The 24,456-nt window shown below is 67.1% G+C and carries 18 protein-coding genes and 1 other RNA gene; 6 read left to right on the forward strand and 13 right to left on the reverse strand.

The window, feature by feature from the left end; genetic code table 11:
- Positions 1–125: 125 nt before the first annotated feature.
- Genes ABQ039_RS13100 through ABQ039_RS13115 form a run of 4 tightly spaced genes read right to left on the reverse strand, consistent with a single transcriptional unit; the run spans position 126 to position 6,686 of the window.
- Positions 126–809: a TetR/AcrR family transcriptional regulator gene (locus ABQ039_RS13100; protein ID WP_349778054.1), complete on the reverse strand. Its 684-nt coding sequence runs from the start codon at positions 807–809 to the stop codon at positions 126–128.
- Entirely contained in the window at positions 802–2,298 is a 1,497-nt protein-coding gene (locus ABQ039_RS13105) for an efflux transporter outer membrane subunit (RefSeq protein WP_349778053.1), read from the reverse strand. The genes ABQ039_RS13100 and ABQ039_RS13105 overlap by 8 nt, the downstream gene beginning before the upstream one ends.
- A gap of 1 nt (position 2,299) precedes the next feature.
- A complete protein-coding gene (locus tag ABQ039_RS13110; RefSeq protein WP_349778052.1) occupies positions 2,300–5,443 on the reverse strand; it encodes an efflux RND transporter permease subunit in 3,144 nt (1,047 codons plus the stop codon).
- Positions 5,444–5,459: 16 nt separating this feature from the next.
- Positions 5,460–6,686 (reverse strand): efflux RND transporter periplasmic adaptor subunit, encoded by a 1,227-nt coding sequence (locus tag ABQ039_RS13115; protein ID WP_039813086.1) that lies wholly within the window; start codon positions 6,684–6,686, stop codon positions 5,460–5,462.
- Between the two features lie 130 nt (positions 6,687–6,816).
- Between ABQ039_RS13115 and ABQ039_RS13120 the strand changes: the two genes are divergently transcribed.
- Positions 6,817–7,437, forward strand: a complete 621-nt coding sequence (locus ABQ039_RS13120) for a TetR/AcrR family transcriptional regulator (protein ID WP_349778051.1) — start codon at positions 6,817–6,819, stop codon at positions 7,435–7,437.
- Positions 7,438–7,797: 360 nt separating this feature from the next.
- On the opposite strand, the gene ABQ039_RS13125 is transcribed toward ABQ039_RS13120, so the two are convergent.
- The 7 genes from ABQ039_RS13125 to creD all read right to left on the reverse strand — a co-directional run bounded on the left by ABQ039_RS13125 (position 7,798) and on the right by creD (position 14,370).
- Positions 7,798–8,292 carry a transcriptional repressor gene (locus ABQ039_RS13125; protein ID WP_024939899.1) on the reverse strand — a complete coding sequence of 165 codons (495 nt, stop codon included), beginning with the start codon at positions 8,290–8,292 and terminating at the stop codon, positions 7,798–7,800.
- A 15-nt stretch (positions 8,293–8,307) separates the two neighbouring features.
- Positions 8,308–9,711 (reverse strand): glutamate--tRNA ligase, encoded by a 1,404-nt coding sequence (gene gltX, locus ABQ039_RS13130; RefSeq protein ID WP_065032529.1) that lies wholly within the window; start codon positions 9,709–9,711, stop codon positions 8,308–8,310.
- Between the two features lie 67 nt (positions 9,712–9,778).
- Complete coding sequence (locus ABQ039_RS13135; protein WP_349778050.1) at positions 9,779–10,870, reverse strand: DUF3616 domain-containing protein; 1,092 nt, start codon at positions 10,868–10,870, stop codon at positions 9,779–9,781.
- A gap of 172 nt (positions 10,871–11,042) precedes the next feature.
- Positions 11,043–11,927, reverse strand: coding sequence for a carbon-nitrogen hydrolase family protein (locus ABQ039_RS13140; RefSeq protein ID WP_065032530.1), 885 nt, complete (start codon positions 11,925–11,927; stop codon positions 11,043–11,045).
- Positions 11,928–11,973: 46 nt separating this feature from the next.
- Positions 11,974–12,624: a GNAT family N-acetyltransferase gene (locus ABQ039_RS13145; RefSeq protein WP_349778093.1), complete on the reverse strand. Its 651-nt coding sequence runs from the start codon at positions 12,622–12,624 to the stop codon at positions 11,974–11,976.
- Positions 12,621–13,043, reverse strand: a complete 423-nt coding sequence (locus tag ABQ039_RS13150) for a hypothetical protein (RefSeq protein ID WP_349778049.1) — start codon at positions 13,041–13,043, stop codon at positions 12,621–12,623. The genes ABQ039_RS13145 and ABQ039_RS13150 overlap by 4 nt, the downstream gene beginning before the upstream one ends.
- A 7-nt stretch (positions 13,044–13,050) precedes the next feature.
- Positions 13,051–14,370 (reverse strand): cell envelope integrity protein CreD, encoded by a 1,320-nt coding sequence (gene creD, locus ABQ039_RS13155; protein ID WP_349778048.1) that lies wholly within the window; start codon positions 14,368–14,370, stop codon positions 13,051–13,053.
- Between the two features lie 437 nt (positions 14,371–14,807).
- On the opposite strand from creD, the gene ABQ039_RS13160 reads away from it, so the two are divergent.
- The gene (locus ABQ039_RS13160; protein ID WP_349778047.1) at positions 14,808–15,620 is read left to right on the forward strand and encodes a C1 family peptidase; all 813 of its coding nucleotides are present in this window, start codon (positions 14,808–14,810) and stop codon (positions 15,618–15,620) included.
- 202 nt (positions 15,621–15,822) lie between these two features.
- Positions 15,823–15,898: non-coding RNA, sX9 sRNA (locus tag ABQ039_RS13165), on the forward strand.
- A 4-nt stretch (positions 15,899–15,902) separates the two neighbouring features.
- Here the strand turns inward: ABQ039_RS13165 and creC are convergent.
- The gene (creC, locus tag ABQ039_RS13170) at positions 15,903–17,351 is read right to left on the reverse strand and encodes a two-component system sensor histidine kinase CreC (protein ID WP_349778046.1); all 1,449 of its coding nucleotides are present in this window, start codon (positions 17,349–17,351) and stop codon (positions 15,903–15,905) included.
- Between the two features lie 48 nt (positions 17,352–17,399).
- A complete protein-coding gene (creB, locus tag ABQ039_RS13175) occupies positions 17,400–18,104 on the reverse strand; it encodes a two-component system response regulator CreB (protein ID WP_349778045.1) in 705 nt (234 codons plus the stop codon).
- A 34-nt stretch (positions 18,105–18,138) separates the two neighbouring features.
- Between creB and ABQ039_RS13180 the strand changes: the two genes are divergently transcribed.
- From ABQ039_RS13180 to mfd, 3 genes are all read left to right on the forward strand, one after another.
- Complete coding sequence (locus ABQ039_RS13180) at positions 18,139–19,047, forward strand: 23S rRNA (adenine(2030)-N(6))-methyltransferase RlmJ (RefSeq protein WP_016902309.1); 909 nt, start codon at positions 18,139–18,141, stop codon at positions 19,045–19,047.
- A 192-nt stretch (positions 19,048–19,239) separates the two neighbouring features.
- Positions 19,240–19,782 carry a GNAT family N-acetyltransferase gene (locus tag ABQ039_RS13185; RefSeq protein WP_039526258.1) on the forward strand — a complete coding sequence of 181 codons (543 nt, stop codon included), beginning with the start codon at positions 19,240–19,242 and terminating at the stop codon, positions 19,780–19,782.
- 727 nt (positions 19,783–20,509) lie between these two features.
- Complete coding sequence (mfd, locus tag ABQ039_RS13190) at positions 20,510–23,980, forward strand: transcription-repair coupling factor (RefSeq protein WP_104544101.1); 3,471 nt, start codon at positions 20,510–20,512, stop codon at positions 23,978–23,980.
- Positions 23,981–24,456: the final 476 nt, after the last annotated feature.

A 24,456-nucleotide genomic window follows, 5' to 3' on the forward strand; every position in this document is an offset into this window, starting at 1 on the left:
CTGGGCTGAAGGGGTGATCGACGCATTGCGGCACGCTCCGGCGCGCTGACACACCCGTGTAGGAGCGTGCCTGCGCGCGACCAGCCCTTCTCGGTAACGCCCATTGCGCTGTCCTGCCGCCGCAGCTAGAACCCGCTCGGTACCTCGCGCTTGCCTTCCGCTGTCACCACCGGCGGTTGCGGCCGATACGCGCGCAGAAACAGCGCCACCGCACTGGCGACATACCCGTGCTGCGTGGCGGCCGGTGCTGGCAACGTGCTGCCATGCAGTGCCGCGTTGGCCGGCATGCCGGTCATCAATCCGAAGAAATGCACCGAGGCATCCGGCAGATTGTCGATGACCAGGCTGCCCTGCTCCACTTCGCGCGCCAACACCGCACGCATCGTGGTGTCGTAGCGCTCGAAGCCCAGCGTCCACATCTCCTCGCGTATCTGGCTGGGCAGTGCCGGCGGCCGCACCAGGCCGTAGGCAGCATCGCCCAGCGCATTGCTGGCCGCCATGCGCACGACCGCGTCGGCGATGGCGAGCAGACGCACGGGCAGCGGCCCGCGCATGTTCAACAGCGCCTCCCAGGGATTGGGCGACTGGTGCGCCAGCGCCTCCAGGGTGGTACGGAACAGCACCTCCTTGGACGCGAAGTGCGCATACACCGTGGCCTTGGACACCACTGCGCGCTCGGCGATGCTGTCCATGCTGGTCTTGTCGAAGCCCTGGCGTGGAAACAGCTCGGCTGCCGCGCGCAGGATCGCGCCACGCTTGTCGTGCGGTGCGCGCCTGGGCGCCGGGGCCTCGGCAGCGGCGTCATCCATGTGGCTGCCCCGTCGCCGTCGTGGCCACCGCCGGGTCGGCCGATTGCAGCCAACCGCCGCCCATCGCCTTGTAGAACGTCGCCAGATTGGTGAAGCGCGACAGCTGCGTGGTGATCAAGTTCTGCTGCGCGCTGTACAGCGCGCGCTGCGCATCCAGCGCCTGCAGGTAGCTGTCCACGCCGCGTTCGAAGCGCGCTTGCGACAGCCGGTAGCTGTCGGCGGTGGCATCGACCAGGGCCTGTTGCGCCTGCAACTGCCGGCCCAGGGTCTCGCGTTGCGCGAGCGCATCGGAGACCTCGCGGAACGCGCTCTGGATCGCCTTTTCGTACTGCGCCACCTCGATATCGCGGTTGGCCTTGGCCATGTCCAGGTTGGCGCGGTTACGCCCGGCGTTGAAGATCGGCAGCGTCAGCGTGGGCACGAAGCTCCAGGCGCGGGTGCCGGAATCGAACAGGTTGGACAGGCTGCTGCTGGACGAGCCGGTCGATGCGGTCAGGCTGATGCTCGGGAAGAACGCCGCGCGTGCCGCACCGATGTTGGCATTGGCCGCACGCAGGTTGCGCTCGGCCTCCAGGATGTCCGGGCGGCGCTGCAGCAACTGCGACGGCAACCCGGCCGGCACGCGGGCCAGCACGTTGCCGTCCACGCTGGCGCCATCGGGCAAGGCACGCGGCAGCAATTCCGCCGGCACCTGCGTGCCGACCAGCAGCACCAGGGCATTGCGGTCCTGCGCCACTTGCGCGGTATAGCGCTCCACATCCACGCGTGCGGTTTCCACCGTGGTCTGCGCCTGGCGCAAGCTGAGCTGCGAGGCCACACCCAACTCGAAACTGCGTTGCTGCAGGCGATAGCTGTCGCCCTGGCTGCTCAAGGTGGACTGCGCCAGCTGCAGCAACTGCTGATCGGCCGCCAGCGTCAGATAGGCAGTGGCCACTTCGGCCACCAGGCTGATATGGGTGCTGCGGCGTGCCTCGGCAGTGGACAGGAACTGCTGCAGCGCCTGTTCCTTGAGGCTGCGCACACGCCCGAACAGATCCAGCTCGTACGCACTGACGCCGATGTTGGCACTGTAGGTCCGGAACACCTGCGGCTGGCCGGGAATGGCCAGCTCCGACGGCGTACGCGCGTTGTTGGCGGTGCCGGTGCCCTGCACGGCAGGCAGCAGCGCGGCGCGCTCCACCCGGTACTGCGCACGTGCCACTTCGATGTTGAGCGCGGCCACGCGTAGGTCGCGATTGTTCTCCAATGCCAGCGCGATCACCTGCTGTAGCGCCGGGTCAGTGAACACCTGCCGCCAGCCGATGTTGGCGATATCGATCGCCTGCGCGGGGCTGGCCGCATCGGTGGAAGTGGACGCCGTCGAGAGCTCGGTGCCGGCAAAGCGCTCGGGCACCGGTGCGTCGGGCCGTGCGTAGCGCGGCATCAGCGTGCATCCGGACAGCACGCCGGCCACCGCGATCGCGGTCAATGTCATGCGGATCGGTGTCATCTCAGTGTCCTGCCGGTTGCGGTGCGGGCGAAGTGGGCTGTGCGCGGCGGGTGAACAAGCCGCTGATCAGCACGAAGAACAACGGCACGAAGAAGATCGCCAGAATCGTGCCGGACAACATGCCGCCGATCACCGCGGTGCCCAAGGCATGCTGCGCGCCTGCACCGGCACCACTGCCGAGCACCAGCGGCACCACGCCCAGGATGAAGGCCAGCGATGTCATCAGGATCGGCCGCAGGCGCATGCGCGCCGCTTCCAATGCGGACTCGATCAGGCTCTTGCCGCTTTCATGCAGCTCCTTGGCAAATTCCACGATCAGGATCGCGTTCTTCGATGCCAGGCCAATCGTGGTGAGCAGGCCCACCTGGAAGTACACATCGTTCATTTTCCAGGTCAGCATCGCGCCCAGCAGCGTGCCGAACACGCCCAGCGGCACCACCAGGATCACCGAGAACGGAATCGCCCAGCTTTCGTACAACGCGGCCAGACACAGGAACACGATCAGGATCGACAACCCGTACAACAGGCCGGTCTGGCCGGTCGAGGATTTCTCCTGCCGCGACAACCCGGTCCACTCGTAGCCGATGCCCGGGGGCAACTTGGCCGCCGCCGCTTCGACGATCTGCATCGCCTCGCCACTGGATGCAGCACCCGGCATCGCCATGCCCAGGATCTCCACCGACGGCACGCTGTTGTAGCGCTCCAGACGCGGCGAGCCGGAACTCCAGCTGGCAGTGGCGAAAGCGTTGAACGGCACCATCGTGCCGGCGCTGTTGCGCACGAACCAGCGGTCGATGTCCTGCGGATTCATGCGGTACACCGCATCGGCCTGCAGCATCACCTTCTTGACGCGGCCCTTGTCGATGAAGTCGTTGACGTAGGTACTGCCCCAGGCGCTGGAGAAGGTGTTGTTGATATCCGCGATCGACACGCCCATGGCCTGCGCCTTGTGCGAATCGATTTCCAGCTTGAACTCGGGCGTGTCCTCCTGCCCGTTCGGGCGCACCGCCACCAGCCGCTTGTCCTGCGACAGCTCGGCCAGCAACTGGTTGCGCGCCTGCATCAAGGCCTCGTGGCCGAGGTTGGCGCGGTCCTGCAGCATCAGGTCGAACCCGGTCGCATTGCCCAGCTCCGACACCGCCGGCGGTGCGAATGCGAACACCTTGGCATCGCGGATGGTGCTGAAGAACGCACCGGCCTTGCCCGCCACATCGGTGACGCTCTGGCCCTTGCCGGTGCGCTCGTCCCACGGGCGCAACTTGACGAAGGCAAAGCCCACGTTCTGGCCGGTACCGGCAAAGCTGAAACCGGAGACCGCGAAGATGCCGGCAACCGAGTCCTTCTGATCGACCAGGAAGTGATGCTCCACCTGCTTGAGCACCTCGCCGGTGCGCGCATCGGTGGCACCGGGCGGCAACTGCACCAGCACGAACAGCGTGCCCTGGTCCTCGTCCGGCAGGAAGCCCACCGGCAGCTTCATGAAGCCGAACACCACCAACGCCAGCAACACCGCATAGGCCAGCATGTAGCGCCAGCCCTTGCCCAGCATGTGCCGCACCACGCCCTGATAGCCGCTGTTGCCACGATCGAACAGGCGGTTGAACCAGCCGAACAACCCGGTGGTCGCCAGACCATGGCCCTTCTCCACCGGCTTGAGCAAGGTGGCGCACAGGGCCGGAGTCAGGATCATCGCCACCAGCACCGACAAGGTCATGGCCGAGACGATCGTGATCGAGAACTGCCGGTAGATCACACCGGTGGAACCGCCGAAGAACGCCATCGGCACGAACACCGCGGCCAGCACCAGGGCCACGCCGACCAGCGCGCCGGAGATCTGGTCCATCGACTTGCGCGTGGCGTCCTTGGGCGACAACTGCTCCTCGCCCATCACGCGTTCGACGTTTTCCACCACTACGATGGCATCGTCCACCAGCAGGCCGATCGCCAGCACCATCGCGAACATGGTCAGCGTGTTGATGGTGAAACCGAACGCCGCCAGCACGCCGAAGGTGCCGAGCAACACCACCGGCACCGCGATGGTCGGGATCAAGGTCGCGCGGAAGTTCTGCAGGAACAGGTACATCACCAGAAACACCAGCACCACCGCTTCGATCAGCGTATGCACCACCTGCTCGATGGAGATGCGCACGAACGGCGTGGTGTCGTACGGCTTTTGCACCTTCATGCCGGGCGGGAAGAATTTCTCCTGCTCCTCCAGGCTCTTGTCGATCGCGCGCACCGTATCCAGCGCATTGGCGCCGGTGGCCAGCTTGATCGCCAGACCGGCGGCCGGCTTGCCGTTGTAGCGGCCCACCGTGTTGTAGCTCTCGCTGCCCAGCTCGATGCGTGCCACATCGCGCAGGCGCACCTGCGAGCCATCGGACTGCGTGCGCAGCAAAATGTTCTCGAACTCCTCGGCGGTCTTCAGCCGGGTCTGCGCGGTGATGGTGGCATTGAGTTGCTGGTTGGGCACCGCCGGCAACGCGCCCAGCTGGCCGGCGGAAACCTGCGCGTTCTGCGCCTGGATCGCGGTGCGCACATCCACCGGAGTCAGGCTGAAGTTGTTCAACTTGTTCGGGTCCATCCATACCCGCATCGCGTACTGCGAGCCGAACAAGGTGGTGTCGCCCACGCCTTCGACGCGGCTGATGGTTTCCTGCACGTTGGCCGCCACGTAATCGGACAGGTCCGAATCGCTCATGCTGCCGTCTTCGGAAGTGAAGGCCAGCACGTTGAGGAAGTTGGTGGCCGACTTGGTCACCGTCACGCCCTGCTGCTGCACTTCCTGCGGCAACAACGGCGTGGCCAGCGACAACTTGTTCTGCACCTGCACCTGCGCGGTGTCCGGATCGGTGCCGTTGTCGAAGGTCAGCGTGATGGTCACCGCACCGCTGGATTCGCTGGTGGAGGCCATATAGCTGAGGTGGTCCAGCCCCTTCATCTTCTGCTCGATGACCTGGGTGACGGTGTCTTCCAGGGTCTGCGCCGAGGCGCCCGGATAGTTGGCGGTGATGGCGACGGCGGGCGGCGCGATGCTGGGGTATTGCGCAATCGGCAAGGTGGCGATGGACAGGATGCCGGCCAGCATCACGATGATGGCCAACACCCAGGCGAAGATCGGACGATCGATAAAGAAGCGTGCCATGACGTGTGATCCCGCCTCAGTTGGCCGCACGCGGTGCGGTCGGGGCGGAAGGAGTGCCGGCGGCTGCATTGCCGGCACCGGCGGCCGGCCTGCCCTTGGGCTGCCACGGCACGGTCTTGACCTCGATGCCGTCGCGGGCGCGCGAGACGCCTTCGACCACCAGCTGCTCGCCGGCCTTCAGGCCGCTGCGCACCAGCCATTGGTCGCCGACTTCGCGGTCGGTTTCCAGCACGCGCAGGTGCAGCTTGTGGTCGGCGCCGACCACGAACGCGGTCGGCTTGCCGGCGCCATTGCGCGAGACCGCCTGCTGCGGCACCAGCACGCCCTGCTCCTTGATGCCTTCCTGCAGCACCGCGCGCACGTACATGCCCGGCAACAACTCCGCATTCGGGTTCGGGAACACCGCGCGCAAGGTGATCGAGCCGGTGTTCTGGTCGACGGTGACATCGGAGAACGCCAGGTGGCCCTGCAGCGGATAGGTGCTGCCGTCTTCCAGCAGCAGCGACACCTTGGCCGCGTCGTCGCCGGCCTTCTCCAGCTCGCCGCGCGCCATCGCCTGCTTCAGGCGGAGCAAGGCCGCGCTGGGCTGGGTGACGTCGATGTAGATCGGGTCCAGTTGCTGGATGGTGGTCAGTGCGGTGGCCTGGTTGGCGGTCACCAGGGCACCCGGGGTGACGCTGGAGCGGCCGATGCGGCCGGAGATCGGCGCGTCCAGGCGCGCGAAGGCCAGGTTGATGCGCGCGGTTTCCACGCTGGCCTTGCCGGCGGCCACATCGGCCTCGGCCTGGCCCAGCGCGGCGGCGGTGTCGTCGCCGTCCTGCTGGCTGATCGCCTTGATCTGCACCAGTTCGGTGTAGCGCTCGGCCTTGAGTCTGGCGGTGCGCAGGTTGGCCTGCGCCTTGGCCAGGGTGGCCTGGGCGCTGGCATAGCTGGCGCGGTAGGTCGCCGGATCGATCTGGTACAGCGTCTGCCCGGCCTTGACGTCGCCGCCCTCGGTGAACTGGCGCGACTGCACGATGCCGCCCACCTGCGGGCGAACTTCGGCGATCAGGTAGGGAACCGTGCGTCCAGGCAGCTCGGTGGTCAGCGTCACCGGCTGCGGCTTGACGGTCAGCACGCCCATTTCGGGCATGCCCTCCTCCGGCGGCGGGCCGCCCGGCGGGCTGCCGCAGGCACTGAGCAGGACGGTGGCAGCAACGGCAGCAGCGAGCAGGGGCAGGCGAAACGAGGCATGAGGACGCACGAGGAGGTCTCCGACGGGACGCAGGATGGTTAAATCTAAACGGTACGGTTCGGTATCCTAATAAGCGCATCAGCGGCCGTCAAGCATTCCTGCCCAGTCGGTATACTTAAGCACCCAAGGGAGTCAGTGGATGCGGGTCAGAACCGAAGAAAAACGCGACGCCATCGTGCAGGCGGCCAGCGAGGTGTTCCTCGAACTGGGCTTCGAAGGCGCCTCGATGTCGCAGATCGCCGCCCGTGTCGGCGGCTCCAAGCGCACGCTCTACGGCTATTTCCCGTCCAAGGAGGAGTTGTTCGTGGCGTTTGCCAAGGACATGTCCGACCGCTACATCGACCCGCTGCTGGACGCACTTTCGCAGAGCAACGGCCCGGTCGCCGAGACCCTGCAGCGCTTCGGCGAGGACATCCTCGGTTTCCTGTGCGCGCCCAGCTCGATCACCATCTGGCAGACCATCATCGGCGTGTCGGGGCGGTCGGACGTGGGCGCGCTGTTCTTCAATTCCGGTCCGGAAGAAGGCGTGCAACGCATGGCCGATTACCTGCAGACGCAGATGGATCGCGGCGCGATCCGCTGCGCCAACGTCCTGATCGCGTCAAGGCAGTTCGGCGGGCTGCTGGAGGCGGAAACCCTGATGCCTTGCCTGTTCGGCGCACTCAAGGACCCCTCGCCCGAGTATCTGCGCGGCGCCGCGCAGCGCGCGGTCGCCCTGTTTCTGGCGGGCTATGGGTGCAAGACCGACGCCGCGGCGTGATGCGTGGTGGTGTCTGATAGCTTGGGTAAGCGATGAGTCGCTGGCGACCCCACTGATGCGCGTGCATGGCACCCGTGCACGCGCGTACTGCTCGAAGCTTGGTTGGTGTGACAACAACAGCGCATTTGTCTGCAGCAGATGGCTGCGTCTGCGCACTGCCGGCAACTTATAGAGCGGCTAACAAAACTCTGTCACGCCAGCTGATCTGCTGCCTGGCAGCAGGGCCCTTGCCCGCCTAATGTCGCGGCACACGCTGCAAGTACGTCCCTGCAAGCGCTTGCGCGGCATCCATGCCGCAAGGTGCCCGCGAGGGTTTGTTAGCCGCTTCAACTGAACCGCCCTGCGTTTGCCTTGCGATGCTTACTCGGCCACCGCGCACTTGGCGCACAGGCCGTGCACTTCCAGCGTCTGCGCCTGCGGCTGGAAGCCCAGCGCCTTGGCGCGCGCTTCCAGTTGCGCCACCACCTCGCGGTCTTCCAGTTCCACCGCGCTATGGCAGCGGTCGCAGATCAAGAACGGCACCGAGTGCTGGGCGCTGTTGGGGTGGTGGCAGGCGACGAAGGCGTTGACCGACTCGAGCTTGTGCACGAAGCCATTGGCCATCAGGAAATCCAGTGCGCGGTACACCGTGGGCGGAGCGTCGGCGCCAACGCCCTTGCCTTCGCGCACCCAGTCCAGCAGTTCGTAGGCCTTGACCGGCTTGCCGGCGTCGGCGATCAGCCGCAGCACATTGGCGCGGATCGGCGTCAGCCGCAGGCCGCGCTCGCTGCAGGCGCGCTCCACCGCGCGCACGAAGCCGTTGGCGTCGTCGACATGGTGATGCGGTGCAGTGCAGGCGTGTTCGTTGGTTTTCATCACAGGCTCCGGCGGTCAGCCCGCCCCTATCTTGATGAGTGCCGCATCGATGCGTTTCAAGGCGCCCTCGCGTCCGGCCAGGTACACCGTCTGCGAAATGTCCGGGCTGACCTGGGTGCCGGTGATGGCCACGCGCAGCGGCTGGGCCACCTTGCCCATGCCCAGCTCCAGCGCGGCGGCCGCGTCGTGCAACGCGGCCGAGACGGTCTCCACGCTCCATTCGCTCTGTGCCGCTAGCAGTTCGCGCGCCTTGCCCAGCGGCACTTCTGCGCCCAGCTTGAGGTGCTTCATCACCGCCGCTTCGTCGTAGGTTTCCAGCGGCTGGTACCAGACCACGGCTTTTTCGGCCATTTCCTTCAAGGTCTGCACGCGTTCGCGCAGCGCCACCACCACATCGGCGGCGGCCGGGCCGGCGGCGACATCGATGCCCAGCCTGGCGAGCTGGTATTCCAGCTGCGGGGCGATGCTGGCCGGGTCGTCGGTCTTGAGGTAGTGCTGGTTGACCCAGCCCAGCTTGGCCATGTCCAGCCGCGCCGCCTTGGAATTGACGTTCTTCACGTCGAACAGGTCGAGCAGTTCCTGCCGACTGAACAACTCCTGGTCGCCGTGCGACCAGCCCAGACGGGCCAGGTAGTTGATCAGCGCATGCGGCAGATAGCCGGCGTCCTTGTACTGCATCACGTCGGCCGCGCCGGTGCGCTTGGACAGCTTGGCGCCCTGCTCGTCCAGGATCATCGGCATGTGCGCGAACTTCGGCACCGGGGCCCCCAGCGCCTCATAGATATTGATCTGGCGCGGAGTGTTGTTGATGTGGTCGTCGCCGCGGATCACCTCGGTGATGCCCATGTCCCAGTCGTCCACCACCACCGCGAAGTTGTAGGTGGGGAAGCCGTCCGGGCGGAAGATCACCATGTCGTCGAGCTCGCTGTTGGCGATCTCGATGACGCCCTTGATCAGGTCGTCGAACACCACCGTGCCGCCGACCGGATTCTTGAAGCGGATGACCCGGTTGGGGTCGTCGCGGTACGGCAGGTTCTGCTCGCGGGCGGCGCCGTTGTAGCGCGGCTTTTCCTGCCTGGCCATCGCGGCCTCGCGCATGGCGTCGAGTTCTTCGCGGGTTTCGTAGGCGTAATAGGCCTTGCCCTGGGCCAGCAGCTGCTCGGCGACCTCCTGGTAGCGGGCGACGCGCTGGGTCTGGTAGATCGGGCCCTCGTCGTAGCCCAGGCCCAGCCATTCCATCGCCTCCAGGATGGCGTCGATCGCGGCCTGGGTGCTGCGCTCACGGTCGGTGTCTTCGATGCGCAGCACGAACTGCCCGCCGCGGCGGCGCGCCTCCAGCCAGCAATACAGGGCGGTGCGGGCGCCGCCGATGTGCAGGTAACCGGTGGGGCTGGGGGCAAAACGGGTGCGGCAGGTCATGGAGCGCTCGGCAAAACGGGAGTCGGCCGATTTTACCTTGACCAGCGCAGACCTGCCCGCGCGCGGCTCAGCGGTTGCGTAACAGGTCGCCGTAGACCACGTCATCGCCGCCGCTGCGCGCCGGGCCGGGCGCGTCGTACAGCACCAGCCAGCTGGGCGTGTCGCCGGCCAGGTGGCTGGGAAGATTGCAGATCGCCTCGGCGCGGTCGCTGTCGGTGCCGTGCGGCAACACCGCCGATTCCAGCAGCGCGTGCTGAAAGCGCACCGGCGCCTGGTTGGCGGCCAGCACCGCACGCGCGCCCGGCCATTTGAACAGGCGGATTTCGCCGTTCAGCACCATGGTCGGGCCAGCCAGCAGGTACAGGTCGTCGCCGGAATAATGCAGGTCGCGGATGCCCAGCCCGCCCAATTGCAGGAAGTGCTTGCGCAGCAGCGTGCCGTCCTCGTCCAGCGGCGCCAGGCGCAGGTGCTCGCCATGCGCCTGCACCCGGATCTCCAGCAGCGCCGACCAGCCGCGCAGCACCGGGCCACGCAGGCCCAGCAGCAGGCGCTCGCCGTCCACCACGATGCCTTCGATATCGAAGCCGTTGTCCTTGCCCGGGATCTTCAGGAACGGGCCGAAGTGCGGGTCGTCGGCCAGCAGCTCGGTGAGCTGGTTGTGTTTGGCATCGCCCTTGAGCCGCAGCGCGCGACGGCCGTCGGCGGCTTCGCGCACCAGGCGCGGGGTGCCGTCGGCATCGCGCTCGATCGGCAGGCAGGCCAGCAGGCGGCGGTTGGCGTCGAGCTTGAGCTTGGTCAGGCGTTTGGCGTTTTCGGCATCGTCGCGACTGCGCTTGGCATTCTTGCGCTTGAGCCCATGCGAGCCGATCACCCAGAGGAATCCCTCCGACAGCGCCATGCCTTCCAGATCCGCCTCCTCGGCCGCCTCGCCGGGCAGGTCCAGCAACTCGGCCAGCGCAAAGCTCTGCCCCTGGCCGAAGCGCAGCGTCTCGCGCTGCACGGGTTCGAGCCTGCGCAGGCGATCCACCGCGCAGGCCTCGTCGCCGGCCACCCACAGCCAGTCGTCGGTGAAGGCCGCACCGGACAGATTGCTATGCACCAGCGCGCCAGGCGCGAACTCGAGACGGACGCTGTGCGGAATCAGGGTTTTCTTGGCCATGGGAACCTGGTGGGAGGTATTGCAAGGGATGAAAGTGGCTGAGGTACCGTAGCGCGCGGTCACCACTTGAGGCACGGCGGGTGAACGTTGCAGCGTACGTATGGCAGTGCCGTCGCGAACACCGGCTGCGCTCGCCCGACGATGAACATCGTCCTTTGAGGACCACGCTCTATCAGTCGAACGTGGCCAGCCTGGCACGTGCAACGTGAGCGCCCAATTGACCGACCCAATCGCGATCGTTGGCGACCTGCGCCTGCGCGCGGCTGGCCTCGAAGGCGGCGAAATCAAGCTCCGCATAGGCCCACACGGCAGTGCCCTGGGTCTGCGCCAGCACGCCATCGGCCGGGAAGCCGACATCCATCGGTGCGAACACCGCCGCTTCGCCGGTATTGACGTCCAGCGCCGGGCTCCACGGTGCTTGCCCGGCCGTGACCGATTGCGCGACGAACACACGGTTTTCCAGCGCGCGCGCCAGGCAGCCGACCCGTACCCGCATCGCCCCGGCGGCGGTGTCGGTGCAACTGGGCACGATCAACAGCCGCGCGCCGGCCTCGTACTGCGCGCGCACCGGCAGCGGGAACTCGCTGTCGTAGCAGATCGCGATCGCCGCACGCACGCCATCCAGGTCGAACACCTTCAGCGCATCGCCCGGCTCGATCAGCCCGGTGGCCTTTTCGAAGCCGGTCAGCTGCAGCTTGTCCTGCCAGCCATGCCGGCCATCGGGGGTGAACCAGTCGCTGCGATTACGGTAACGGCCCTGGCCCAGGTCCAGCAGAAAGCTGCCGGCCACCAGATGCAGCTGATGCTGGCGCGCCAGGCCGGCAAACAGCTCCAGCCACGGCGCACGCAGCGCCTGGATCGCCGCCAGCGACTCCGGCAACCCGGCAGAAATCTGCGGACCGAAGGTCGCGCCCAGCTCCAGCGACAGATACTCCGGCAGCACCAGCAGGCGTGCGCCAGCGGCGGCAGCCTCGCCCACCAGCGCCGACTGGCGTGCGGCGAACGCGGCAAAGTCGGCAGGTTTGCCGATCGGGTATTTGGCGACGGCAATTTTCATCTGCTGGCCTGGTTGCGATTGATCGATGGCGTAAGAAGTGACTCGGTCACGGCGGCAGTGGCCGCGTCCATACCCGCAGACTGTGGTCGATCTCGCCGTGTTGCAACTCCACCCATGCCAATTGCACGCGCATGTCCGCTTGCGGTGCATAGCCACGTTTGCGCCAGAACACGTCGTTGGGTCGATGGTCGGCCGGCTTGCGCGGATCGTCTTCTGCGCGTTCCACCGCGCAGAACGCAGTGAGCGCGAAGCGGTCCAGTGCACGTGCATGCGCCTCGCGCTGGTCGAAAAATGCGTGGCCGATTCCCTGCCCGCGATAGTCCGGCAGCAGCACCGATTCGCCGAAATAGAACACGCTGGCCGGGTCGATGCCGGCTGCACGGAACGGCGCATGGAAGGCTTCGCTGTCGTCGAGCAGCGGCAGCCCGGTGGAGGCGCCGATCACCGCATCGCCATCGCGTGCCAGCACGAACACGCTGTCCGGCGAGGCCGCGTAGGCGGCCAGATAGCCGCGCTCGTAATCGGCGTCGCCGTCGTACAGATACGGCCAGGCGCGGAACACCGCGATGCGCAGTTGCGCCACCGCAGCCAGATGCGGCAGCACCTGCGTGCCGCGCACCGTTTCAACGATCAGGGAGGAGCCGCTCATGCCGGCCATGGTAAGCCAGCCTAGCGCAGCTGCGCCGCCGTACGTCAGCGCAGCCAGCCGCCATTGCCCGGAGCCGCCGCAGCCGGCTGCTGCCACAGCAACCACACCGCCGCCTCCTCGCTGGCCAGCAGCACACCGAGCAGTGCATCGGTGCTGCGCGCCCAGTAGCTGCCGTTGCTCAACCGCTGCCACGGCCCGTAGCGGCGCGGACGCGCGTTGCCTGCCGCCGCGTCCTGCCGCCGCGCCGCCTGCAGGAAGCCGCTGCCGCCCAGGCGCAATGCCTGCGCGGTGCCTGCATGCAGACGCAGGCCGATCACGCCGCGGCGTCCGTCGCGGCGCAAGGGCAAGGCCGACAACGGCGAAGCGTCCCAATACTGCGGCAGCGCTGCGGGAAGCAGCGCCACCGTGTCGATCCCGGCGGGCAGCAAACGCTGCGCCCGCCGGTGCAACTGTGCGTGCGTGCGCATGTCGGCCTCAGCGCAGGCTGTTGCCAAGCTCGTACCAGTCGAGCTTGCGGGTCACCCACATGATGCTGGCCAGGATGCCGAACAGCAGCAACGATCCCATCAGCAGCGAGTTGTCTTCGGAGATCAACAGGCTGTAGAGCACCCCGTACAACGCCGTGAGCATCGCCGAGAACCCGGCTGCACGCGCCCAGCTGCGCAACACCCCGGACAGATAGAAGAACTGCAGGCCGATACATGCCGCGGCAGAGACCAGGTACGCCTGCCAGAACGCGATGTGCTCGGACAGGCTCAGCAGCAGCAGGAAGAAGATCGCCAGCGCCAGACCCACCAGCAGGTATTGCAGGGGATGGATCGGCAGACGCTTGATCAACTCGAACAACACGAACGCCACAAAGGTCAGCACCACGAACAGGATGCCGTACTTGCTGGCGCGGTCGGCCTGGGTATACACGTCCACCGGATCGACCAGCCGCACCTCCAGCGTGTCCAGCGACGACTGGCTGGACTGCAGCTGGCTCTGTGCACCGGTGGCCAGCGACGACAACGACCAGCTCGCATCGAAACCGCGCGCACCGATCGTCGGCGCATTCGGCAGGAAGCGCCCGCCGAACAGCGGATGCGGCCAGGCCGAGCGCAGCGCGATGTCGTTGTTGTCGGCAATCGGTGCGATCGCCAGGCTGCGGGTGCCGTCCAGCACGAACGACATCTCCACCAGGTTGCCGTCACCCAGCGTGCCGGCCAGCGCATCGCCCAGCGGCTGCAGATCGGCATGGATACCGGCCGAGCGCCCCACCAGGCCGCCGGCTCCGCTCTCCAGCGGCAAGCTGCGGCCGTCCACCCGCAGGCTCGGCGTGCCGACCAGGCCGCGCACATCGGAAATGCCCACCGCCAGATGCGGCCGGCCATAGCGGCGACCGGCCACGGCCGGATAGTCGAACGGGTCGAACTCGGCCTTGAGCCTGGCCTTCCACGAATACACCTGCACACGGAACAGGCCGATCTTGCGCTCGGACGGGGTCAGCTCGCCGCTCAGGGTGAGCGTGCGCGGGGTCTGCAGCAACTGGCCGTCGCGCTTGCGCCAGACCTTGCGCGGGTTGCCCTGCTCGTCCGGCTCGGTGACCTGCACGTCCTCGGTAAACGGCAGCACCCGCACAGGCGCGATGAACTGCTGCTCGCCGGCCTTGCTCTGCGCCACCCGCTCCACCGCCTCGTCGCGGTAACGCGCACGGTCCTGCACCGTGCCGCGGATCAGCAGCAATGGAATCAGCAGCAACAGGATCAATCCGCCAATGGTGGCGAAGCGCAACAACAGTTTCAGGGATTTCATCGACCTTCCTCAGTCTGGGAGGTCGCCAGGGTGCGTTGCGCCGGTGTCGCAGGTTTGAGGCGAATTTGAAGCGAATGTGAAGTGGGCGATCGGCAGGCTCGGCGACCGGCACTGTGATCCCGTTAGGAAATGCAGGTTTTGCCCTGCAAAAATGCAACAGAGGCCCAGGACATGCTTCCGTTGCATCGCCAAGGCTTCGCATCACCGCCGCGCGCTTCGCCGCCAGGCGCAACGATGCCAGTGCAGTTGCGCATCACGGGGCCATTGCTTTTCTCGAGTCTGTGTTGATCACGGCGTTGCAGTTCCGTGGTTCCGCGGCATCCGCATTCAACGTCACGCGCGCCGCAGCGGCGGTGTCGCACACGCATGCCCGCCTGCCGGTCATGGTTCCAGAAACGCGCACGACTGCATTCCTCTCTCGCCTGGAGTTTGCCTTCATGACCAAGCAACGTTCGCTCACGCTCTGCCTGCTCGCTGCCCTGAGCCTGTCCTCCGCCGCCGCACAGGCGGCAATGCACGGGATGGGCCTGAAACCCTCGTCGTTGATGCAGCCGGTCACTCCGTTGTTCGGCATTGCCAGCGCCGCCAAACCCCTGCCCGCCACGGTCGACCTGACGGCCTGGGCAATTACCCCGGGCGACCAGGGCCAGGTGGGGTCGTGTGCGTCATGGGCAACCGCCCACACCCTGACCGGCTGGTATGCCAACGCCAACAAGCAGGCGCAAACCCGCTTCGCCCCGATGTATCTCTACAGCCAGGTCAACGGTGGCGTCGACGAAGGCTCCACGCTGGAAGCGCCGCTGGACGTCGCGCTGGCCCAAGGCATCGACACCGAGCAGCATTATTCGTGGGGCAACTACAACTGGAAGAACCCACCCACCGCGGCCGACCGCGCCAACGCCGCCAAGAACCGCACGCCGTACCGCAAGTACACCGTGCTGTATTCGGGCGACGGCAATGGCGGGCGGGCCCTGATCGAACAGATCAAACTCGCGCTGGCCTCGTCCACGCCGGTGGCGATCGGCTTCTATGTCAGGCAGGGGTTCGAAGACCTCACGCCAAAAAACCAGGTCGACTACGACACCAAGACGCCGATCCTGGGCGGGCACGCGGTGATCGCGCTGGGCTACGACAGCGAAGGGCTGCTCGTCGAAAACAGCTGGGGCACCGAGTGGGGCAACAAGGGCTTTGGCAAGCTGTCCTGGTCGGCGGTCGCCAAGGACGTCATCGGGGCCGACGTGGTGCACTGACACACAGCGGCTGCGCACGGTGAGGCGCGGCGGACACGGACACGGATGCGGCATGTACCTGGCGCATGCCGCTTGCGTGCCACCGCGATGCCGCCGCCGTCGGCCGCCGGCCTGTGCACTGACGGCACGCAATGCGGTTCAGAGCCGCCGACACACCTGCTACACAGCCGCCAGGCGGGCGCGGACGGCGCGCGGAATCGGCGCGTACCACTCGTCCACTCCGGTTGCTCCTCGCCGTCCTCACCTACCTGACGACTGCGCACTACGGTTTGTTAGCCGCGCTTAGCCGATGGGCAGGCGCAGGGTCGCGATCGCGCCGCCACCCTCGCGGTTACCCAGCGTCGCCTCGCCACCATGCAGGCGCGCCACTTCGCGTACGAACGGCAGGCCGAGGCCGGAGCTGCGCTGTCCGGTCTGCGGGCGGGCCAGCGAATAGAAACGCTCGAACACCCGTTCCAGTGCGTAGTCCGGCACGCCGCTGCCGCGGTCCTCGACCACCAGCTGCAGCTGTTCCTCCAGCACCTGCGTACGCAGCTGGATGGTGCTGCCCTGCGGTGAAAACGCGATGGCATTTTCCAGCAGGTTGATCAGCGCCTGGCGCAGCAGGAATTCATCGCCGAGCACGTACTGCCCGCGCGCCGTGTCGGATGCGGCATCGCTTTCCAGCAGCACGCCGGCCGCTGCCGCGCGCGGCAGCACGGCATCCACGGCCGCCTGCAGCAGGCCAGCCACCGCGATGCGCTCGCGCGTCTGCAGCCAGCCGTGCTGTTCCACCTCGGCCAGTGCCAGCAGCTTGTCGATGGTTTCGGTCAGGCGCAACTCCTGCGCGCGGATGCTGGCGACAAAGTGCTGGCGATCGGCTTCCGGCAGTGGCTCGCTCAACAGTTCGGACGCACCCCGGATTGCCGCCAGCGGGCTCTTCATCTCATGCGTCAGCGACTGCACGTACTGCTCGACGTAGGCCTTGCCTTCCAGCTTGCGCCGCATGCTTTCCAGCGCCTGGCCGAGGTCGCCGATTTCATCGCCGCGCGGCTCCGGGGGCGGCACCGGCACGCCGGCGCTCACCGCCTGTGCGTAGCGATTGAGCCGGCCGATGCCGCGCATCAGCCACCAGGTCATCCAGATGCCGATCAGCGCGGAAATGCCGATCAGCCAGGCACCGCGCTGCAGGATGTTGCGCTGGCTGGCCTCGATGAACGGGTCGATGCTGCGATTGGGCTGCGCCAGCGTCAGCACGCCGATCAACTTGGCCGGGTCATTCGGCGCGTAGATCGGTGCGGCCACATGCATCACCGTGGCGGTCGGGTCGCCATCGACCTCGGGGCTGGAACGCGCGCCGTATTCACCGCGCAAGGTGCGATAGACATCGTTCCAGCGCGAGTTGTCGCGGCCCACATCGCGGCCCAGCGAGTCGAACACCACCACGCCGCGCGCGTCGGTGACGGTGACGCGGTAGGCCACATCGTTCTTGCGGAACCGCCACACCCAGGCCTTGGGGTCGCGCCGCTGCGCCTGCGCCACGTTGCGCGCAAAGCTGCCGCTGGCGATGGTGCCGGCAGCCAGCTCGCTGCTGGCCATTTCCGCCAGCACATTGGCCGCGTCCACCAGCGTGGATTCCATCGCCTGGCGCACACCCGGCTTGACCTCGTTGACGAACACCCGCATCACGAAGAACGCGGCCAGCCCCACGATCAGGAAGAAGCCCAGGAACAGCTTGAGACCGAGCCGCATCTCAGGCCCCGACCCGAAGAACAACGCGATGCCTGCGCGTGGCCATGGCTACAGCTCCAGCGCGTAGCCGAGGCCACGGTGGGTGCGGATCGGGTCGGCCGGCACGCCGGCCTGGCGCAGCTTGCCGCGCAGCGTCTTGATATGGGTGTCCACGGTGCGGTCTGCGCTGTCGGCGCTGGCGTCCCAGCCGCGGTCCATCAGCTGTGCGCGGCTCAGGATCGCGCCGGGGCGCTGCAACAGCGCCGACAGCAGCGCGTACTCGTAGCGGGTCAGCGGCAGCAGCGCATCGCCGTAGCGGATGCGGCTGCCCTCGCGGTCGATCGCAAACGCGCCATGCGGCTGCCAGCCCGGCTCCGCCACGGCGGCCGCATGGCGACGACGCAGCCGCGCGCGCACCCGCGCCACCAGCTCGCGCGGGGAGAACGGCTTGGCCATGTAGTCGTCGGCGCCCAGTTCGAAGCCGAGCACGCGGTCGATCTCGTCGTTGCGCGCGGTCAGGAGGATCACCGGCACGTCGCTGAACCCGCGCAGCGTGCGGCACACCTCGAAGCCGTTGATATCCGGCAGGCCCACGTCCAGCACCACCACATCGGCCGGGTCGGCACGCAGGCGTGCCAATGCGTCACGGCCCAGCAGGCAGTGTTCGGGCGCGTAGCCTTCGCTGCGCAGCGCGTACAGCACGGTATCGGCAATGGCGGCTTCGTCTTCGACGACGAGCACGCGGGCGGGAGACTCGGACATGGCGCGCAGCATAGCCGCATGCTGGCGCGGCCCGTACACTGCCGCGATGAACTATCGCCACGCCTTCCATGCCGGCAACCATGCCGACGTGCTCAAGCACATCGCCTTGCTGGCGCTGATCGACACCCTCAAGCGCAAGGACACGCCGTTCTTCGTGCTCGACACCCACGCCGGACGCGGGCGCTACCAGCTCGGCGGCGAGGAAAGCCGCAAGACCAACGAGGCCGATGCCGGGGTGATGCGGCTGATGGCCGAGTCGACCCTGCCCGAGGTGGTCGAACGCTATCTGCGCGCGGTACAGGCCGACAACCACACCGTCGCCCGCCCGGCCACGCCCGGCCAGAAGCCGGCGCGCCCCACCGCCGGCATCCAGATCAACCATTACCCCGGCTCGCCGTTGCTGGCGGCGCAGGCGCTGCGCGAACAGGACCGCATGGCGTTCTGCGAGTTGCAGCCGGAAGAGGCCGAGGCGCTCAAGCGCCTGTTCGCCAGGGACAGCCGCGTGCGCGTGCATGCCGGCGATGGCTACGAGGCGATTCGCGCCTTCGTGCCGCCGCGCGCGGGCGAGACCAAGATCGGCCGCGGGCTGGTGCTGATCGACCCGCCCTACGAGGCGCAGGAAGCCGAGTACCCGCAGGTCATCCATAGCGTGCGCGAGACGCTGGCGCGCTGGCCGCAGGCGATCTGCATGGTGTGGTACCCGATCAAGCTGCGCCGCAGCCTGCAGCCGTTCATGCGCAAGGCGGCCACGCTGCCGGCCAAGTCGGTGCTGGTGGCCGAGCTGCAGGTGCGCCCGGACGACTCGCCGCTGCGCCTCACCGGCAGCGGGCTGCTGATCGTCAATGCGCCATGGCAGTTCGACCAGGTGCTGGCGCCCGCGCTGCCGGTGCTGAAGCAGCACCTGGGCGAGGCAGGTGCCTCGACCCGGCTGGAGTGGCTGCGCCAGGACGCCTGAGTTGCCTGTACCGGGCGCCTGTTCGCGCTGGCGAACGCGGCTGCATACTCACGACTGGATCACGGTATCGCTCGGTACAGTGATCAGGGAAGCACTGCCACCCCCTGACGACCCCCAGCGGCGCACCGGATTCATTCACGGTTGTGCGCTGGGCGGGTGCCAGAATCTTCCGATCTTTAAGGAACACCGGTCATGGCCATTCGCAATCGCATGCCTCCCTGGCATGAAAACTTCAGTCTGCCCAATGGCCGCACACTCCTGCTCCGTCCGATCCGTCCCGAGGACGGTCCGCCGCTGCAGGGTGCTTTCAGCCTGTTGGGGCCGGAGGAAATCCGCGCGCGCTTCGTGCGTTCCTCCGCCGAAATCACCCCGGAGATGGTGCAGCGCCTGACCCATCCCAACCCCAAGAGCGAAATCGTGCTGGTGGCCGCCGAACAGCTGCCCCCGGGCGAAGCCCTAGTAGGTGCGGTGGCGCGCGCGGCGCTGGTGCCGGGCACCCGCCAGGCCGAGTACACCATCCTGGTCAGCAGCTTCGTCGCCGGCCAGGGGTTGGGACGGCAGCTGATGCGCAAGCTGGTCAAGTGGGCACGGCGCAAATACCTGGATTGCCTGTTCGGCGACGTGCTGCAAAGCAATGTGCCGATGCTGCAGCTGGCCGAGTCGCTGGGCTTCAAGCCGCAGCCGCATCCGGAGTCGCCGGAGTTGGTGCGGATGGTTCTCGAGCTGGATGCCTGAGGGGCTGGGATTCGGGATTCGGGATTCGGGATTGGGGATTCGGGATTGAGAAGGCCGCCGCGCTCTTGACTCACCTAGCTTCGGTTGTTGATGTGTCGCTGGCTGCAGGGCCCTTGCCCGCCCACCATCGCGGGACACGCCGCAAGTACGTCCTTGTAGGCTCTTACGCGGCATCCATGCCGCGTAAGGTCCCGCGACGGTGAGCGGGCAAGGACCTGTCTAGATGGTCGGTCCGCATAGTGCGAGCAGCACGGTGTCAGGCAAGAACGTGTCAGCTCGTTTTCGCAAGAAAGCCAGTGCAGCGGAGCAGCTTTTCAAACAACCGACCAACTGTCTGGGGCGGTGTCCTCGCCGATTGCGGGACCGTGTGGCGGCATGGATGCCGCCACCGAGCCTCCACGGATGGATTCACGGCGTGTCCCGCGAGCGGTGAGGACGCCGCACCCTCGACTCACCTGGCTTTGATTATTGATCTGTCGCTTGGCTGCAGGGCCCTTGCCGGCCCACCATCGCAGGACACGCCGCAAGTACGTCCCTGTAGGCTCTGGCGCGGCATCCATGGCGCTCAAAGTCCGGAGACGGTGAGCGGGCAAGGACCAGTCGAGCTGGTCGGTATGTAGATGGCGAGAGCGCCGCACATCCGACCAAGGCGGCGCAGGTGGGCCGACGCCGGCTTTCACGCCGGATGGACCGGCCGCGGTGGGTGCTCTGATAAAATTGCCGGCTGATGCCGTCGCCAACCACCTTCCCCTCTCCGCCGCTGCCCAAGTCCGGCCAGCTCCGCGCCTATTGGCGCGCTCCGTCTTCGCCGACTGCGCTGGCCTGGTCGATCGCACGCGCCGCCGAGGCGCATGCCGGCCCGCTGCTGGTGATCGCCCGCGACAACCAGAGTGCGCATCAGATCGAGGCGGATCTGCATGCCTTGCTCGGCGAGCATGCGACGCTGCCGGTGGTGCCGTTTCCCGATTGGGAAACCCTGCCCTACGACCAGTTCAGCCCGCACCCGGAGATCATCAGCCAACGCCTGGCCGCACTGCATCGGCTGCCCGCACTGACCCGTGGCGTGGTGATCGTGCCGGTGCAGACGCTGATGCAGCAGCTGGCACCGCTGAGCTACATCGTCGGCGGTAGTTTCGATCTCAAGGTCGGCCAGCGGCTGGATCTGGATGCGGAAAAACGCCGCCTGGAAAGCGCCGGCTACCGCAACGTGCCGCAGGTGATGGACCCGGGCGATTTTGCAGTGCGCGGCGGCCTGCTCGACGTGTTCCCGATGGGCGAAGCCACGCCGTTGCGGATCGAGTTGCTGGACGAGGATATCGACTCGATCCGCGCCTTCGACCCGGAATCGCAGCGCTCGCTGGACAAGGTCGAGGCCGTCAAGCTGCTGCCCGGCCGCGAAGTGCCGATGGACGATGCCAGCGTGGAGCGTGTGCTGGCCTGCCTGCGCGAGCGTTTCGACGTGGACACCCGGCGCAGCGCGCTGTACCAGGATCTGAAATCGGGGCTGGCGCCGTCGGGGGTGGAGTATTACCTGCCGATGTTCTTCAGCAAGACCGCCACCTTGTTCGATTATCTGGACAAGCGCGTGCTGCCGCTGGTCGCCACCGGCGTTTCCAATGCGGCGGACACGTTCTGGGCGCAGGCGCAGGACCGCTACGAGCAACGCCGCCACGATGTGGAGCGCCCGTTGCTGACGCCGGACGAGTTGTATCAGTCGCCGGACGCACTGCGCGAGCGGCTCAACAAGCTGGCGCGCATCGAAGTCTGGGCCAGCGACCATCCGCGCATCGACGAGGCCGCCGCGCTGGGCGACCAGCCGTTGCCGCCGCTGCCGGTGGCGGCAAAAGACGCCCCGGCCGGCCAGGCGCTGGCCTCGTTCCTGGACCATTACCCCGGCCGTGTGCTGGTGGCCGCCGATACCGCCGGCCGGCGCGAAGCCTTGATGGAAGTGCTGGCCGCCGCGCAGCTAAAGCCGGAGGTCGTCGCCGACCTGCCCGCCTTCCTGGCCGCGCCCAAGCTGCGCTTCGGTATCACCGTGGCGCCGCTGGAAGACGGCTTTGCGCTGGACGCTCCGCAGATTGCGGTGCTGACCGAGCGCCAGCTGTTTCCCGAGCGCGCCAACCAGCCGCGCCGCAGCCGCCGGGTCGGACGTGAGCCGGAAGCGATCATCCGCGATCTGGGCGAGCTGTCCGAAGGCGCGCCGATCGTGCACGAGGACCACGGTGTGGGCCGCTACCGCGGCCTGATCGTGCTCGACGCCGGCGGCATGCCCGGCGAGTTCCTGGAAATCGAATATGCCAAGGGCGACCGGCTGTATGTGCCGGTGGCGCAGCTGCATCTGATCAGCCGCTATTCCGGCGCCTCGGCCGAGACCGCGCCGCTGCATTCGCTGGGCGGCGAGCAATGGACCAAGGCCAAGCGCAAGGCGGCCGAAAAGGTCCGCGACGTGGCGGCCGAACTGCTGGAAATCCAGGCCCGCCGACGTGCGCGTGCCGGCCTGGCGCTGCAGGTGGACCGGGCGATGTACGAGCCGTTCGCGGCCGGCTTTCCGTTCGAGGAAACCGGCGACCAGCTGGCGGCCATCGATGCGACGCTGCGCGATCTGGGCAGTAGCCAGCCGATGGACCGCGTGGTCTGCGGCGACGTCGGCTTCGGCAAGACCGAGGTGGCCGTGCGCGCCGCATTTGCCGCCGCCAGCGCCGGCAAGCAGGTCGCCGTGCTGGTGCCGACCACGCTGCTGGCCGAGCAGCATTACCGCAACTTCCGCGACCGCTTCGCCGATTACCCGATGAAGGTGGAAGTGCTGTCGCGCTTCAAGAGCACCAAGGAGATCAAGGCCGAGCTGGAGAAGGTCGCCAGCGGCGAGATCGACGTCATCATCGGCACGCACCGGCTGCTGCAGCCGGACGTCAAGTTCAAGGACCTGGGCCTGGTCGTGGTCGACGAAGAGCAGCGCTTCGGCGTGCGGCAGAAGGAAGCGCTCAAGGCGATGCGCGCCAACGTGCATCTGCTCACGCTCACCGCGACCCCCATCCCGCGCACGCTCAATATGGCCATGGCCGGGCTGCGCGATTTGTCGATCATCGCCACCCCGCCGCCGAACCGGCTGGCGGTGCAGACCTTCATCACTGCCTGGGACAACGCGCTGCTGCGCGAGGCCTTCCAGCGCGAGCTCAGTCGCGGCGGGCAGCTGTACTTCCTGCACAACGATGTGGAAAGCATCGTGCGCATGCAGCGCGAGCTGTCCGAACTGGTGCCGGAGGCGCGCATCGGTATCGCGCATGGGCAGATGCCCGAGCGCGAGCTGGAGCGGGTGATGCTCGACTTCCAGAAGCAGCGCTTCAATGTGCTGCTGTCGACCACGATCATCGAATCGGGCATCGACATCCCCAATGCCAACACCATCATCATCAATCGCGCCGACCGCTTCGGCCTGGCGCAGTTGCACCAGCTGCGCGGCCGCGTCGGCCGCTCGCATCACCGCGCCTATGCGTACCTGGTGGTGCCGGATCGTCGCTCGATGACCTCCGATGCGGAAAAGCGCCTGGAGGCGATCGCCTCCATGGACGAGCTCGGCGCCGGCTTCACCCTGGCCACCCACGATCTGGAGATCCGCGGTGCCGGCGAGTTGCTGGGCGAAGACCAGAGCGGGCAGATGGCCGAGGTCGGTTTCAGCCTGTACACCGAGCTGCTGGAACGCGCGGTGCGCAGCATCCGCCAGGGCAAGCTGCCGGATCTGGATGCCGGCGAGGAGGTCCGCGGCGCCGAGGTCGAGCTGCATGTGGCCGCGCTGATTCCCGAGGATTACCTGCCCGACGTGCACACGCGCCTGACGCTGTACAAGCGCATCTCCAGCGCACGCGATGCCGATGCGCTGCGCGAATTGCAGGTGGAGATGATCGACCGCTTCGGCCTGCTGCCGGACCCGGTCAAGCACCTGTTCGCGATTGCCGAGCTCAAGCTGCAGGCCAATGCGCTGGGTGTGCGCAAGCTGGACCTGGGCGAGAACGGTGGCCGGCTGGTCTTCGAGGCAAAACCGGCGATCGACCCGGTCGCGGTGATCCAGATGATCCAGAAGCAGCCCAAGATCTACACCATGGACGGCCCGGACAAACTGCGCATCAAGCTGCCGCTGCCGGAAGGCGCGGACCGTTTCAACGCCGCACGCGGCCTGCTGACGATGCTGGCGCCCAGGTAGAAACGCGCGCCGGGCGGTTGCGCCTGCTTTACGCAGCGTGCTGGACCGTGCAGGACGCAAGGATGCGTCGAGCGCGTCGCAGGCGGGGGCCGCTGCGAATCCAAGCCGATGCGGCATTTTCACTAACGCCCAACGCCGCAGACGATGCCGGCGCGGTCCCATGTTGCCTGTTTCATGCGTGTTCCCCGCTGCGGTCACGCACATGCGCCCGACGCAGCGAGTGAAGAAGTCGGCTGAAAGGTAGCGCGGTGTCCTGCACGACTGTCCGGGACACCGGCTTCCTGAGTCTGCTTGCGACAAAGCTGAGCAGTTAATACGCGGGAAGTGATGGATTTCGCAAATCCGTCACCGCGGTGAATTTGGCCTAAATATTCCTGCCGCGCGCCGATACCTGCATGGACCGACGTGATCGCCGTGTGCAGAGCTGCCCATGCGACCCCGCGCCGGGGCGACCTTTTCCGCGTCAGGCACGCATC

It is taken from the genome of Xanthomonas sp. WHRI 6108 (assembly GCF_040202385.2).
In the GTDB taxonomy this organism is placed as follows: Bacteria; Pseudomonadota; Gammaproteobacteria; order Xanthomonadales; family Xanthomonadaceae; genus Xanthomonas; species Xanthomonas arboricola.

Coding starts and splice junctions, on each gene's coding strand:
- ABQ039_RS13120 (WP_349778051.1), top strand. CDS start 6,817: ATGCGGGTCAGAACCGAAGAAAAACGCGACGCCATCGTGCAGGCGGCC.
- ABQ039_RS13100 (WP_349778054.1), bottom strand. CDS start 809: ATGGATGACGCCGCTGCCGAGGCCCCGGCGCCCAGGCGCGCACCGCAC.
- ABQ039_RS13105 (WP_349778053.1), bottom strand. CDS start 2,298: ATGACACCGATCCGCATGACATTGACCGCGATCGCGGTGGCCGGCGTG.
- ABQ039_RS13135 (WP_349778050.1), bottom strand. CDS start 10,870: ATGGCCAAGAAAACCCTGATTCCGCACAGCGTCCGTCTCGAGTTCGCG.
- ABQ039_RS13125 (WP_024939899.1), bottom strand. CDS start 8,292: ATGAAAACCAACGAACACGCCTGCACTGCACCGCATCACCATGTCGAC.
- ABQ039_RS13140 (WP_065032530.1), bottom strand. CDS start 11,927: ATGAAAATTGCCGTCGCCAAATACCCGATCGGCAAACCTGCCGACTTT.
- ABQ039_RS13180 (WP_016902309.1), top strand. CDS start 18,139: ATGAACTATCGCCACGCCTTCCATGCCGGCAACCATGCCGACGTGCTC.
- creD (WP_349778048.1), bottom strand. CDS start 14,370: ATGAAATCCCTGAAACTGTTGTTGCGCTTCGCCACCATTGGCGGATTG.
- ABQ039_RS13110 (WP_349778052.1), bottom strand. CDS start 5,443: ATGGCACGCTTCTTTATCGATCGTCCGATCTTCGCCTGGGTGTTGGCC.
- mfd (WP_104544101.1), top strand. CDS start 20,510: ATGCCGTCGCCAACCACCTTCCCCTCTCCGCCGCTGCCCAAGTCCGGC.
- ABQ039_RS13150 (WP_349778049.1), bottom strand. CDS start 13,043: ATGCGCACGCACGCACAGTTGCACCGGCGGGCGCAGCGTTTGCTGCCC.
- creC (WP_349778046.1), bottom strand. CDS start 17,351: ATGCGGCTCGGTCTCAAGCTGTTCCTGGGCTTCTTCCTGATCGTGGGG.
- ABQ039_RS13185 (WP_039526258.1), top strand. CDS start 19,240: ATGGCCATTCGCAATCGCATGCCTCCCTGGCATGAAAACTTCAGTCTG.
- creB (WP_349778045.1), bottom strand. CDS start 18,104: ATGCTGCGCGCCATGTCCGAGTCTCCCGCCCGCGTGCTCGTCGTCGAA.
- ABQ039_RS13160 (WP_349778047.1), top strand. CDS start 14,808: ATGACCAAGCAACGTTCGCTCACGCTCTGCCTGCTCGCTGCCCTGAGC.
- gltX (WP_065032529.1), bottom strand. CDS start 9,711: ATGACCTGCCGCACCCGTTTTGCCCCCAGCCCCACCGGTTACCTGCAC.